We start from the raw sequence: 14,193 nt of genomic DNA, 5'->3' as shown, positions 1-14,193 counted from the left end.
TTTTACTTTTAAAATTAAAGCACAAAAAAGAAGATGCACCGAGGTCGGACCAGTTTATTATTCTCTATTTTTGCATTATCTGCAATCATAGCAACTGCCTTTTAAAAAGTGTCACCTTTGATGAATTAAGCAATGTAAATTTCAAAGGGTGAAATTAAAGCCCCCATTTAATCTTAGCTAACCTGGGGAGTTTATTTTGGAGTGCGGCACCTCAAGTAAAAAATGAAGCTTTTACTCGCGATTGGCAAGGCAGAATAAATTAAGAAGCCTTTATATGATTTCAAAGATAAAAGTTTCTTAAAAATAACAGTTCCGCTCATAGAAAAATATTTGACTTAACTTTTGAATTTCAAAGTGAGATTAACCCTTGAAAATAAAACAAAATTTTCAGTGGCTCCAAGGATTGATAAGCCTAATTATGACGAAAGGAATAATATAAAAATGCTTACCAAGAACAAATATTATAAATATCAACCTTTAAATTTATCACCCATTATCTATAGTGTAAAGACATTTGTTTTTTGGGAGGTAAAATTATGACCGTTACAAAGACGAACGCGAACGTTCACAGAGGTCGATTCGTTATACGATTTTACTCCCATAAAAATCAGTGCGTACTTAATCCCGAGTCATTTCAGGAGCTGATCCTGGCATTTAAACTGGAATGTGACTCTAATGTGAAGCTGTTTGCCACCCAACCAGAGCAAATAGAAGTGACTATAGACAAAAAAGTTTACCGCTATACACCCGACTTCTTAGTCCTATATCATTCTGGCTTCGCTGAATATATTGAAGTTCATCATGAGTCTCAGGTTGATAAAGACTATCACTACAAAATTCACCTTTTTAATGAGTACACCCGAAAGAAGGCACAGATAGGTATACGATTAATCATCGTCGATAAGCTCAATACTATCTTTATGGCGAACCTGAACCTGATAACAATGTATTACTCGGAACATTCATTCCCATTAACAATGCTGTCTGATGGAAATTTAACCTTTGGTGAGCTCATCGTGTGCTTAGAGGGTATAGCTAAAAACCCAGTGTCAGAGGCTTATGGACTGATTGCATCAAATGTATATAAATTCGATATGGAGAAGCCGTTAAACGCCTCTACTACTTTGATGCGAGGTCACATCAAATGATCGGATATGCTGCGGGTACTGACTTGACTAACAAGTACGGTAACGTTGAATCTATTGCGTTTGTTGACAGTACATCAATACTTCTTTCCGGTGATGGTATAGAAACTAAGAAGCGACTATTACCTCGAGACGACTTTGAGAAAACAATTGATGCTCAAGGCTTTATATTAAGAAGCGCAAAGCATCCACATATTGAATTAACTGAATATCAAAAATCAACGATTACATCACGATTGATGTATCAATCTATCTTGAAAGAGCTCGTTAGTGAAGGATACCCTGCCACAACCAAGGTCACATATGATGAGCTCATCAAACGAGTCGAAAGCCAACATCCTGCAACTATTGCCACAAAACACCCGCAATGGAAAACGGTATGTCGCCATTGGCGCGCATGGGTTCAATCAGATTTTAATGATGAGGCGCTTGCGGGAGTGAAGCGCAATAGCCCTATACGGCTAAATGCGGCCACTGAGGCTTTCGTACAGCACCACATCGCTACCGTCTATTCGTGTAATAACTCTGCTTTCAAAGGCGCATATTACTGTAACTATAAACGAGAAGCGCAAAAAGCTAGCTTGAACAATAATGAGATTCAAATCACATCCCAACGCACCTTTTACCGCCGGTTACAAGAGCTTACTGATGCCGCAAAACTTGCTAATTTCAAAGGTCTTTCACAAGCGGAAATCAACAAGCGAAAAACAACGCTACGTAAACGAATAGAAACCTATTACGCAATGCAACGCGTTGAATGCGACCGTGTTGCGCTAAATATGTGTCTAATTGATGACAAAACAGGTCTACCGACACCGCCTATTTCTTTATATGTAGCAATAGACGCATACACACGCGCACCTATCTCTGTGGTACTTAGTTTTGAGCCTGAAAACGCTGCCGGCGGACTTAACCTTTTACGTCAAATATTTATGGCGGATAGTAATCTTACAATGAATGGCCGAAAACCGACTACATTGATTATGGATAATGGCCCAGGATTTAATAATCGTTTGATAAAAAAGGCTGCGGAGCGACTTGAGTTAAATATTCACTATACACCATCAAATCAACCTGCTAAGAAGCCATTCATTGAGTCATTTTTTAACGTATTAAGAAATCAGTTTTTTTCGGGTATGAAGATTGAAACGCAAAGTGGTGAGACGAGTATCGGATTTCAAAGTTATTCAGGAAAACGTACTAACCTGAACTCACTCGACACAATTCCATTAGCTAAACGAGCGGATATAAAAGTATCTGATTTTACAAAGCTACTGAATATATTTTTGACAGAGTACATGCACAAACCCCATAAACAGGCTGGCCATACGCCAATCGAAAAATGGAATCAGTCAATTATCAATACGCCTATGCCTTCATTCACATATGATCAGCTACAACATTGCTTCCACGTGTCCAGAGCCCAGACCTCACACAAATTACAGCAACGTGGAACTATCAGGTGTTTAGGCCAAGATTATTACAGTGATGAGCTAAAACAACTATACGCGGCGACTAAAACAGACATGGAGTTGGGTGAAAACCCCTCTGTTTATGTGTTTCATGACGACCTAGATGCCAGAAAAGTAACAGTTCAAGCAACACTGCCTGGCGAAGACATACCAGTGGAAATAGTCGCGGCTAATATTGACTACCATGATACTGAATTACCTGTCAGTTTTTCTGAACTAAATGGCATTGATACACTGACTCAATGCGGGATTTATCAAGAGCACTTCTCTCATACTCCTATAGGCCACTATGCTGGTCAAATAACTGAATTCGTAAAGCAAAAGTCAACCCGTAAAAAACGCAGAGGCCCAAAGGTAGCGTCTTTCAATAAAAATACGACAGAGAGATTATCCATTGAAGAGCGAATAAAAAAATCTCATAACGCTAATGAATTTAAATCACAGATATCGCACTCAGGTGAACAAGATACTTACGCAAATACGATATTGAGCCAGACCAAAGAAATGGCTTCGACTCGCTCTAATGATGATGAGGGAAATGAAAAACAATGGTAACTATACCCAGTACAATTTTCGCATGTGACATACAAAAGAAAATATTTCAGAGGATAGCTGAAATCCACAATATGTATAATGCACCATCAGAGGATAAACGAGCTCAACTTATTTATGGTGCCTCGGGTGCTGGCAAGACGTATATATTAAAGCAGTATCACGCTCAGTTTTTACCTGTTACCACGCCAGAGAAAACTACAGTGCCAATCTTTTATGTGGCATTTAAGGAGTTTAAAAAGAGTACTGCAGAGATAACTCGGCTTTTAATTTCAGAGCTAGACGGACCAACACAAAATGCTCGCGCTACTGCAGCTGAATTGGACACTCAACTTATTACTCTGCTCAGAGATCGAGAAGTAGAGCTAATCATTCTGGACGAAATTCAGAATATTGCCTCAAGTTATGATGGAATAGAATTTCAACGAATTATTAAATATCTTTGCTATCTTATCGATAGCAACAAAATCCGTTGTTCGATTATTTTCGCGGGTACAAGTAGTGCTAAGCGCCTTATTACATTTGGTAGGACCGCCGGTAAATTTGACGATGACGAGCAGATGTCTCGTCGCCAAATGCGCCCCATCGAAATTAAGCCAATCCTCCCCAGAACGAATAACTGGATTGCCTGTTGTAATTGGTTCCTTCAACAAGTTTCGTTGCCAAATTTAACAAAGGATAAGCACAGTGAGCTACTTGATCGTATTTACGTTGCGTACAGTGAGCACACTATGAGTACTATGCGCGATTTGTTTTTACGTAATAACACACGAAATGCAAAAAATTATGAACAGCTCATAGAAGCTTTATCTGAAAACTTTGAGAAATATGCAATTGGAGCTATCAATCCATTTGATTATGAACTTTTAGCAAAAAAACAATTAGATGCATATATAAATGAGCAAGATAAAAGCCTTAGAAGCCAGTTCTATGCGGGGTTATACTAATGCGCTTCCCAATAAAACCCTCGTACTATGAAGCAGAATCAGCTATTGGGTATGTACTTCGTTTACTTAAAAGAAATGGCATAAGCATAGAGTCTCGCGTACTAAATAAACGTATGCTAACAAGTATTATCAAGGGTAGGCCAACAAAGAATGAACTCCTTGATCATCTTATCCCTACCATTCGTACTTTGACATTGTTAAAGATAAATTGCTGGACACATACAAGGTTAATAACGCCGCAGGTTTGCCCAGATTGTGTCAACCAATATGGGTATTTTAAGGCCCAGTGGCAAAATCCGTTCTTACGCCACTGTATTATTCATGAATGTGCCTTGTTATCCGAATGCCCTCATTGCAACGCACCACTGCAATTTACTATTAACCTTCTAAATGGCTGCTGCACATCATCTATGTGCGGCTTACGTTTAACGCGCATGCCATTGAATGAATTATTAAAATCACAAGAACAAGTCCACGATGCATACCTTATAGCTAAGGCGATTGTAGGCGATAGTAATATACGAACGAACTACCCGCCAAAGGAAATTACCACTACATTATTGAATCAAGCGGCTGATATTCTTAATAATCCAGATAGTGCTAGATTGTTCTTAAATGAAATGGCCAAACGACTACCAACAAATGTACCGTTGAATATAGAGTTTCACAAAATTGAAATGATTGTTCAGAATTTGCTATGTGAATGGGGGTCATTATCGACACTATATGACATGTATAATAGCGAGTATACTCGTTCAAATAATACTATGACTCAACTTTGGTTTGACGCTCAAACAGCCTCTTCTATAATTGGCATAACATTTAAACAGATCGCCCTTTTAGTAGAGGCTGGGTTTATAAAAGCTGATTCAAAAAAGGCCTTGAGAATAGATACTCGCCTTGAAGTATCTGGTGTTTATACCTTTTTAGCCAAATTCAGACACAAAAAGGATTATAACCCCCTTATTGAGCAGCATCGTTTAATGGCTCTACACAATATCTGTATAACAGATGTACTCATAGCCGCTAAAAGCAATAGCTTATCAATAACATATAAACCTTCATCGGACTTAATGCATTCCATACATGTTTTGCCTAAAGCATTCGACACCTTCTGTAAGTTACATACTCAACGTATACGAGATAAAACGATGTCCATTGCGAACGGTGCTGAAGTCACAGGTATACCTAAAGTTGAACTAATGAGATTGATTAGTACCGGTAAACTTACACCCGTTTATATTAATGGTAGTGACTCAAAACGTATATATAAGAATGGCACTTTGAAGTTGGCGAAAACACAAAATAAACAGCTATCACTCGACATTTAGCACTTTATGATTTCAATTTTAATTTTTTAAGCCGAGACTTGTTCTCGGTCTATGCTTAATTAAGAACAATACTGGCATTTCACCAAAACTAAGCGACTGAATACCAATAAGTATATTTTTCCTTTTTAATAAAGGTTTAGTAATTTCATCCAAAACTAAACCTAAATTCCACCACATTTGAATTAACTCAACAATACATATGAAGCTCCGCATATCTGCATTTTAGTTTTCACTTAAGTAGCTTAATTTTTCTTTACCATAAAAATCCATTCTCTGATCGATTTACTACACTTTTACTAAGTAAATATTAGCGTATAGTGTTCGCCATTAATTTACCGAATACAGAATCTATTTAATTAAGTGCCCATTAAAATCAAGTCAGAGTTCTTTAGTGGCAGAATGAGAATCTGCGAGGCAATATGAGAACTTTTGGCTGGATGAGAATTTGTGCTGAGGCAGTTTTTAGCTATGAATAATTCTCAATTTAAGAGGCAAAGTACCCATAAGTAATACACGCTAAGTTATTGTTTTAAAATCTTATTACTTGGCTGAGATTCTCAATTTATATGGCGCTGATCACATACCTTTGTTTTTATGGAGTGAAAACTTTGGACTTGGTCACGGTGGTACAACTGAAACATGGTCCCACTTTGGGGCTTTCTTTAGCGGTATAGTTAGTCCTTTGCTCGCTTTGCTATCGCTTATTGGCGTACTTATAACAATACGTACACAAGGGGAAAGTAATAAACAGCAAGCTTACTCAAATCAAAGAGCAGAAGACAATCGAAAACATGCAAATGAGCTACAAATTAGAGTTGAAGAGAAACGGCAAGAAAACTTTGAGGTAAGTCTTCAAAATGAGAATGCTTTATGCTTTAAGGCACAGAGTAATTTGGTTCGCACTGTAGGAATCGAAATACTTAATAACAGCTTAGATAAATCAAGAATACAGGTAGTCAAATCCGCAAGAACTTTACTGAGTGAGATGCACAACCTCAAATATGATGTCCCAGATAGATTGAGCAGTTATAAAATCATTCAGCGGGATATTATTGTGCGATCACTATGCGCTGCAGTAACTAATGCTGAGATGGCCATAGAGCATTTACGCAGACATGGTTACGATAATAATGAGATAAATTTGATAAGTTTCGACAATACCATTACCCATTTAAGGCATGTAATTAAAGAAAATGGTGGCATGGACGATTGATAATCAGCTGTGAGACATATTTATATTGAAGGTAGTTTCATTTTCTATGTATATAAGCATCAATTAAAAGCGGCAAACCTTAACTTCAGAGTTTATAACTCCTGAGAGTCTGCAATTGGCACTCTCTAGCCACTCGACATCATAAAATACAGAGAATAAATGGCAAAGTACTTTTCTGTGTCGGATGGCGCTTCGCTTATCCGACCTACACTAGCACTTACCTTTCAAGAGTAGTCATATCACTCCCATCTGTACTCGCGCATATTCACTTTATTATTTTTAAAACTAACACCTTCTGATAAAAGCTTTTGGCGTTGTTCTTGGTATTTATCACTGCCTTCGGGAAACGATATTTTTCCTTGGCTGTTTACTACCCTGTGCCAAGGTATAACCGAGTCGTTTGGCATTACCTTTAATAAGCGCCCTACCAAACGTGAATTTTGCGGGTAACCTGCAAGCGTTGCTACTTGCCCGTAACTTGCCACAAAACCTGCAGGTATATTTGCAATAATGGTGTAAATGAGGGTTTCTTTATTAATATCCTCGTTCATTTAAATACGCCTCACTGAGTACTTTAAACTGATCCCAAATTGAGCGGGCAACGGGTCCGTGATGTATTGCATCTCGCCTAAATGCGCGAACTTCTATACCAAACTCATCTTCTCTGTCATTTATATGTATTTGCTGTAAAAGCCCTGCTTCTATTTCCGGGGCGCAGTAATCTATATTCATCATCGCCCAGCCTGCGCCTTGTAATAAAAACGATTTTAAATTGGTTACATCATCTATTTTCATTAAGGCGGAGCCTTTTGAATATGAAAGCTTATCGCTATCTATACTTAAGTCGCTTTCAAACATAGCCAAACAGGGGTAATTTTGTAATTCGTTAAAGGTGATATTGTTTGGAAACGTATTGGCAGCTGCAATTATACCTATATTAAGTTTACCTATTGGCAGGCTTTCAAGGTGCCCTGTTGCATGGAATAAATCAAACCACGGGCCAATGCCAAGCTCTACTTGGCCGCTATTTACTTGCTCTAAAGAAACAAAGCGTTTGCCACTGGTTAAATTAAATTCTGTACGTTTAAACAACCTAAAAGTATTACTTATGATCTCGTTACAACTTTGCTTTTGGCAAATTTGCTCGTAGCATATTCTAAATTGCGGCTCGTTACCTAAAGCAAGCTCTTTAGCGAGTTGCGCTAATTCGTCGTTGGCGTGTAAAAGTTGCTGTGCTTCGCGATGAAAAACACGCCCCTTTTCAGTTAACTGTAATCGGTACTTGGTTCTATCAAGTAATTCAAAGCCTATTTTTGCTTCAAGGTTCTTTATAGCAAGTGTAAGCGCTGGTTGAGTTTTATGTAATTTAAGCGCCGCGCCACTTAAACTTGCACTTTGTACAATGGCATCTAAAATTTGTAATTGATTCAGCTTCATACTGCGCTCAACATGATCATAAATAAAACTTATTATGTTTCTAAAATTTAATGAATTTTATTTTATATGGTTGCAGCGTATCCTGCACTTAATTATTTTGCCCATCATTGCCACGGAGAAGACATGAAACTCTTTCGTCTATGTATACTTACTACGACTTTACTTACCTTAATGGCCTGTTCAGAGCCAGAAAAGCAAGTAAAAGAAGAGCCCATAAGGCCTGTTAAATTATTTAATATTGGACATGATTCGCAAACAAATGTACGCAGTTTTCCTGCTGAAGTGGTTGCAAACCAAGGCTCTTACTTAGCGTTTAGAGTAAATGGTGAGCTTGTTGAGTTTCCGGTTTTAGCAGGTGAAGAAGTTAAAAAAGGTCAGCTACTGGCAAAGCTCGACCCAGAAGACTTTCAATTACAATACGATGATAGAAAAGCCCGCTTTGAGCTTGCTAAGTCGCAACTTGGCCGTATTGAGCAATTACTTGAAAAAAGAATCGCAAGCCAATCTGAATACGATGAAGCATTGGCTAATATGCAAGTGGCAGAGTCTGCCTTTAAAATTGCCGAAACAAACCTAGAATACAGCGAATTACGCGCACCATTTGCAGGCACTGTGGCTAAAGTATTTGTTAAAAACTTTGAAAATATTCAAGCTAAGCAAAACATTTTACGCTTAGAAACACGCGACTTAATGGATGTAGAAATACAAGTCCCTGAAAAAATAATAGCGCGTATTAAAAAAGGCAGCGATTACCACCCTACCGTTGTGTTTGACGGTTTTGCTAACAAAGAATATACCCTTGATTTAAAAGAGTGGGATACACAGGCCGATCCAACCACCCTGACCTACCAAGTTGTTTTTTCGCTACCAGTACCTGATGACTTTAATTTACTTGCCGGTATGACTGGGCGTGTATTTATTGATTTATCTAAAGTTACTAGCTCGCAAGTAGCGTATACCATTTTACCTGTTGAGTCGGTTTTTTCAGAAGCAAAAGAAAGCGTGTCTGATAACGCGTATGTGTGGTTATACAACCCAGAAACAGGTGTTGTTAATAAGCAGGCTGTAAAAGTAGGGCAAGTTCATCGCGATGGTATTGAAGTACTTAGCGGTATTAAAGAAGGCCAAATGGTTGTATCTGCAGGCGTGCACTCACTAGATGAAGGCATGAAAGTACGTCCATGGAATAAAGAGCGAGGCTTATAATTATGAGCTTTGCGCAACTCTCCATAGAGAAAAAAGTAATTAGTTGGATGTTTGCACTGCTGCTGTTAATTGGCGGTAGTGTGTCGTATTTTGACTTAGGCCAATTAGAAGACCCTGAGTTTACGCTTAAAACAGCCATGGTTATTACCATGTACCCGGGTGCGTCGCCGCAGCAAGTAGAGGAAGAAGTCACCTTCCCTATTGAAAATGCGATTCAGCAGCTCCCATATGTTGATTATGTGACCTCTATTTCATCAAATGGTAAATCTCAAATTTCGGTAGAAATGAAAAGCACCTACCGAAAAGAACAGCTGCGCCAAATTTGGGATGAAATGCGTCGTAAAATTAACGACCTTTCTCCTTCGCTGCCAAGCGGCGTTTACCCAAGCACTATTTTAGATGACTTTGGCGATGTATACGGCGTTTTATATTCGGTTACTGGCGACGGCTACTCTTACGATGAACTAAAAGACTACACCGATTACTTAAAGCGTGAACTAGTACTTGTTAAAGGGGTAAGTAAAGTAACTATTGCTGGTGAGCAACAACCACAAGTTATGGTTGAAGTATCTACACGTAAATTGGCTCAACTAGGTATAGCCCCAAGCCATATTTTTGGTTTATTGCAATCGCAAAATACGGTGTCTAACGCAGGTAAAATACGCGTTGGCGATGAGTCTATTCGCTTTCACCCAACCGGTGAATTTAAAGATGTAAGTGAGCTTGAAACCCTGCTTATTTCAAAACCTGGTGCCAGTGAGCTTATTTATTTAGGCGATGTAGCAAAAGTATTTAGAGAATACGCAGAAGTACCTACTAATGTTATTCGTTACAACTCAGAGCAAGCACTGTTAATTGGTGTGTCGTTTATGAACGGGGTTAACGTAGTTGATGTAGGTAAACGAATTGACGAGCACTTAGCAGAGCTTGAATACCAACGCCCACACGGCATACATGTTGAATCGGTATATAACCAACCTAAAGAAGTAGAAAAGTCGGTAGATGGTTTTATTGTAAGCCTTGTAGAGGCTATTGCCATTGTAATTGTGGTACTGCTCATATTTATGGGCTTAAAAAGCGGTATTTTAATTGGCGGCATTTTATTACTGACCGTTTTAGGCACCTTTATATTTATGAAGTTGTTTGCCATAGACCTACAACGTATTTCTTTGGGTGCGCTTATTATTGCCCTAGGTATGCTGGTAGATAACGCCATAGTAGTAACCGAAGGCATATTAATAAATTTAAAACGAGGCCAAACTAAGTTAAAAGCGGCGGTTAATATTGTAGAGCAAACTAAATGGCCGCTACTAGGCGCTACAGTTATTGGTATTACTGCATTTGCTCCCATTGGATTAAGCTCTGATGCTACGGGTGAATTTGCTGGCAGCTTATTTTGGGTATTATTTATATCGCTTTTATTAAGCTGGATCACCGCCATCACCCTTACGCCGTTTTTTGCAAACTTAATGTTTAAACAAGATGAGTTTAAAAAAGGTAAAAATGCTGAGGGCGATGAGGAAGACGACGATCCATACAAAGGCTTTATTTTTACAGGCTATAAAGCACTTTTAGATGTGTCTATGCATTATCGTAAAACAACACTTGTGCTGATGGTTGTATTACTTTGTACTGCAGTGGTTGGCTTTGGTGCGGTTAAACAATCGTTTTTCCCTGCGTCTAACACGCCGATGTTTTATGTAGATTACTGGCAACAGCAAGGCTCAGATATACGTGCAACGCTTGATGGCATTAAAAAGCTAGAAAACTACTTACAAAAAGAAGAGCTCGTAGAGGAAGTAACAAGTACAACAGGCCAAGGTGCTCCGCGCTTTATGCTTACTTACGCTCCTCAAAAATCGTACTCTTCTTATGGGCAGCTTATTATTAGAGTAAAAAACCGCGAGGCGGTTGCTGTAGTAATGCAAAAGGTGCGTGAATATTCACAAAATACGCCACTGTCAGCCGAGCTTAAAATTAAGCCGATGGAAATTGGCCCATCAACCGATGCTAAAATTGAGGCACGCTTTACAGGCCCAGACCCAGTAGTTCTTAGAAAGCTAGCGGCTAAAGCAGAAGACGTTATAGCAAAGGATAAAGGGGCTTATAATATTCGTGATGACTGGCGTGCGCGTACTAAAATGATTCGCCCACAGTTTAACGAACAAAAAGCGCGCCGCTTAGGTATTAGCAAATCTGACCTTGATGATGTTCTGCTTACTAGCCTCTCTGGTAAACAAGTGGGCGTATACAGAGATGGTACGCAACTGTTGCCTATTATTGCTCGCTCTCCTGCTAATGAGCGTTTAAATGTAGAAAGCGTTCACGATTTACAAATTTACAGCCCAGTACTTGGCGTGTTTGTGCCAGTAACGCAAGTGGTTGACGAATTTGTGGTTGAATGGGAAGACAGCCTAATTATGCGCCGCGACCGTAAACGTACAATAACGGTAATGGCGGATCAAAACGTTTTAGGTGACGAAACCGCTGCTAAATTATTTGCCCGCATACGAGGGCCTGTAGAAGCAATAGAGCTACCGCGTGGTTATAAATTAGAATGGGGCGGCGAATATGAATCGTCATCTGATGCGCAATCGGCTATTTTTGGCTCATTGCCGTTGGGATATTTAGCTATGTTTGCGGTAACCGTACTGTTATTCAACTCGCTTAAACAACCTTTAGTTATTTGGGCTACAGTGCCTCTTGCCATTATTGGTGTAAGTGCGGGTATGTTGATAATGAATGCGCCGTTTAGCTTTATGGCATTGCTTGGCTTATTAAGCTTAAGCGGCATGTTAATTAAAAACGGTATAGTGTTGGTCGATCAAATTAACCTTGAGCTTAGCGATGGAAAATCGCCTTACCAAGCTGTTTTTGAATCTGGCGTTAGCCGTGTGCGCCCTGTAGCAATGGCGGCAATAACCACTATTTTAGGTATGATCCCGCTATTATTTGACGTGTTCTTCCAGTCAATGGCGGTTACTATAATGTTTGGTTTAGGCTTTGCCACCATACTAACGCTAATTGTGGTACCGGTACTTTACACTGTGGTATTTAAGATTGATTACGAACCAAGAAAGTAATCTGATAAAACCATAAAACACTTTAAACGCAGCTCTTTTTAAGAGCTGCGTTTTTATAATTACCTCACAAATTACTTTTTACGAATTTATTTCAATACACCTATTATATATAAAATCTAAAAATTCATTTCATTATACGCACTATTATCAATTAAAAATTTCAGATGTAAACTTACTTCATTATCTAGTTAACGCAAACGCTAGGTATTAATTGCAGGAATATCACTGCTTTTAATTTTAATTGCCCTTTGTGTGGGCCTACTTATAAGTGAGATTATTATGTTTAAAAATTTTGGATGGATAGTAGAAGCTAAACTTAACGCTGGTGAATTAGAAAACTTTAAAGCTGTTATGAACTCTCAAGTAAACCGTGCACTCACAGAAGCGGGCACAAAAAATTATCAGTACTACCTTTCTGATGCAGGTGATGTACTTGTGTATGAGCGCTTTGCTGATGCAGACTCTTCACACGAACACATTGAAAACTGGGATGACCACGCAGAGCGTTGGATAGCAGCCGCAGCACCAACACGGATGGTGCACTTAGGCGACTTACCTGATGATGTACGCCAGCGCCATGCAGCACTAAGCCCATTATGGTTAAAACCTTTTGGTGGTTTTGCTCGCGAAGAAGCACAAACAAGCCAAATTGAAAAAGACGGCAACACAACATTTGAAAACTTTGGCTGGATTGTAGAGGCAAAACTAAACCCAGGTAAACTAGAAGAATTTCGTGAAGTTATGAACTCACGAGTAGAACGCGCTAAAACAGAGTCTGGCACATTAAACTATCAATATTATATGTCTGACGATGGCGACATTATGGTTTACGAGCGTTTTAAAGATTTAGAAGCGTCACACATTCATATTCAAAACTGGGACGATCATGCTAAGCGTTGGATTGCTGCTGCAACACCCACTCGCATGGTACATTTAGGCGATTTACCAAAGGAGCTGACAGATAAACACGCAGCACTAGCACCATTATTACTTAAACCATTAGGTGGTTTTGCTAAGTAATCTGAATCTTTTAATAACAATCGAGGTGAGCAACTATTATTGCAGCTTGCTCTATTGATACCTTATAGTTAAATGCCATAGCCTATCCGGTTATGGCATTTTTGTATTTAAGATAAAGGTACAACAATGCATAATTTAAAATTAATAACGGGCTGTGTTTTTATACTTTTTGGCTACTTACGTTTTATAACCGACGAAACAGGTAACGTAAACTTAAACAACTATCGATTTACAGGGGGCTTATTGCTGGTAGTTTTCGGCATGATTGATGGTTAGTTAAGCGCCTTCGTTCTAAAAACTCATTATCGGCGATTGCTATTTATTTAGGTATACTCTTATTTTATATTGGCTCTAGCATTTAATAAGTAGAACCTCAAGTGACAGCAAAGCAACTTTTTCGAATAATAATGACGTCTAGCCTACTATTCCCACCCATACTTTTTATTGCTTGGGACGAGAATCTAGACCCACCATTTATTGCTAATACAGCTTATGATTTTTTAACACATAAGTTATTCCCTGTTTTATCCGTGGTCCTTAGCATTGCGGCAGGTATGTACGGATATAAAAAGTACAACGTATGTATAACATTTAAATCAAATTTTAAAGATTATTTAGGGCCTGTTTATCTTTCGAGGTTAAATTTGCAGCAGTGTGTTTGGCATTTAGGCAAGGCAGAGCCTATGTAGTGTGGTTATTCCCCATAAATAGGCGATAACGCAGCATAAGTGCCAAACATGCGCTGCCCGAAGGGTTCTGTCTAGGGGCAATTTACTCTTTGTTGCTC

11 protein-coding genes are annotated in these 14,193 nt (G+C 38.9%); 9 read left to right on the top strand and 2 right to left on the bottom strand.

Annotated elements, in window-relative coordinates:
• Nucleotides 1-677 precede the first annotated feature (677 nt).
• The 5 genes from CWC11_RS06295 to CWC11_RS06275 all read left to right on the top strand — a co-directional run bounded on the left by CWC11_RS06295 (nucleotide 678) and on the right by CWC11_RS06275 (nucleotide 6,660).
• On the top strand, nucleotides 678-1,148 hold the full coding sequence (locus CWC11_RS06295; protein ID WP_138682008.1) for a TnsA endonuclease N-terminal domain-containing protein: 471 nt from the start codon (nucleotides 678-680) through the stop codon (nucleotides 1,146-1,148).
• Nucleotides 1,145-3,172 carry a TnsB C-terminal domain-containing protein gene (locus CWC11_RS06290; protein ID WP_138682007.1) on the top strand — a complete coding sequence of 676 codons (2,028 nt, stop codon included), beginning with the start codon at nucleotides 1,145-1,147 and terminating at the stop codon, nucleotides 3,170-3,172. The genes CWC11_RS06295 and CWC11_RS06290 overlap by 4 nt, the downstream gene beginning before the upstream one ends.
• Nucleotides 3,166-4,116 (top strand): TniB family NTP-binding protein, encoded by a 951-nt coding sequence (locus CWC11_RS06285; protein ID WP_138682006.1) that lies wholly within the window; start codon nucleotides 3,166-3,168, stop codon nucleotides 4,114-4,116. The genes CWC11_RS06290 and CWC11_RS06285 overlap by 7 nt, the downstream gene beginning before the upstream one ends.
• 440 nt (nucleotides 4,117-4,556) lie before the next feature.
• Nucleotides 4,557-5,447: a hypothetical protein gene (locus CWC11_RS06280; protein WP_249330673.1), complete on the top strand. Its 891-nt coding sequence runs from the start codon at nucleotides 4,557-4,559 to the stop codon at nucleotides 5,445-5,447.
• Nucleotides 5,448-5,991: 544 nt separating this feature from the next.
• Nucleotides 5,992-6,660 carry a hypothetical protein gene (locus tag CWC11_RS06275; protein ID WP_138682004.1) on the top strand — a complete coding sequence of 223 codons (669 nt, stop codon included), beginning with the start codon at nucleotides 5,992-5,994 and terminating at the stop codon, nucleotides 6,658-6,660.
• 239 nt (nucleotides 6,661-6,899) lie between these two features.
• Here the strand turns inward: CWC11_RS06275 and CWC11_RS06270 are convergent, their stop codons facing one another.
• Together CWC11_RS06270 and CWC11_RS06265 are read right to left on the bottom strand one after the other, a co-directional pair.
• On the bottom strand, nucleotides 6,900-7,211 hold the full coding sequence (locus CWC11_RS06270) for an MGMT family protein (RefSeq protein ID WP_138682003.1): 312 nt from the start codon (nucleotides 7,209-7,211) through the stop codon (nucleotides 6,900-6,902).
• Nucleotides 7,195-8,097 (bottom strand): LysR family transcriptional regulator, encoded by a 903-nt coding sequence (locus CWC11_RS06265; RefSeq protein ID WP_138682002.1) that lies wholly within the window; start codon nucleotides 8,095-8,097, stop codon nucleotides 7,195-7,197. Before CWC11_RS06265 ends, CWC11_RS06270 begins: the two co-directional genes overlap by 17 nt.
• 123 nt (nucleotides 8,098-8,220) lie before the next feature.
• Here CWC11_RS06265 and CWC11_RS06260 point away from each other — a divergent pair, with 123 nt between their 5' ends.
• From CWC11_RS06260 to CWC11_RS23280, 4 genes are all read left to right on the top strand, one after another.
• Entirely contained in the window at nucleotides 8,221-9,303 is a 1,083-nt protein-coding gene (locus CWC11_RS06260) for an efflux RND transporter periplasmic adaptor subunit (protein WP_138682001.1), read from the top strand.
• Nucleotides 9,304-9,305: 2 nt separating this feature from the next.
• Nucleotides 9,306-12,386 carry an efflux RND transporter permease subunit gene (locus CWC11_RS06255; protein ID WP_138682000.1) on the top strand — a complete coding sequence of 1,027 codons (3,081 nt, stop codon included), beginning with the start codon at nucleotides 9,306-9,308 and terminating at the stop codon, nucleotides 12,384-12,386.
• 279 nt (nucleotides 12,387-12,665) lie between these two features.
• Nucleotides 12,666-13,406, top strand: coding sequence for a putative quinol monooxygenase (locus CWC11_RS06250; RefSeq protein WP_138681999.1), 741 nt, complete (start codon nucleotides 12,666-12,668; stop codon nucleotides 13,404-13,406).
• A 126-nt stretch (nucleotides 13,407-13,532) separates the two neighbouring features.
• Nucleotides 13,533-13,682, top strand: a complete 150-nt coding sequence (locus tag CWC11_RS23280; protein WP_249330672.1) for a hypothetical protein — start codon at nucleotides 13,533-13,535, stop codon at nucleotides 13,680-13,682.
• The last annotated feature ends 511 nt before the right edge of the window (nucleotides 13,683-14,193 follow it).

This window comes from Pseudoalteromonas sp. S3178, assembly GCF_005886985.1.
In the GTDB taxonomy this organism is placed as follows: Bacteria; Pseudomonadota; Gammaproteobacteria; order Enterobacterales; family Alteromonadaceae; genus Pseudoalteromonas; species Pseudoalteromonas carrageenovora.
The sequence above is the reverse complement of the archived record's forward strand: the minus strand, read 5'-3'. Positions and strand labels throughout refer to the sequence as shown.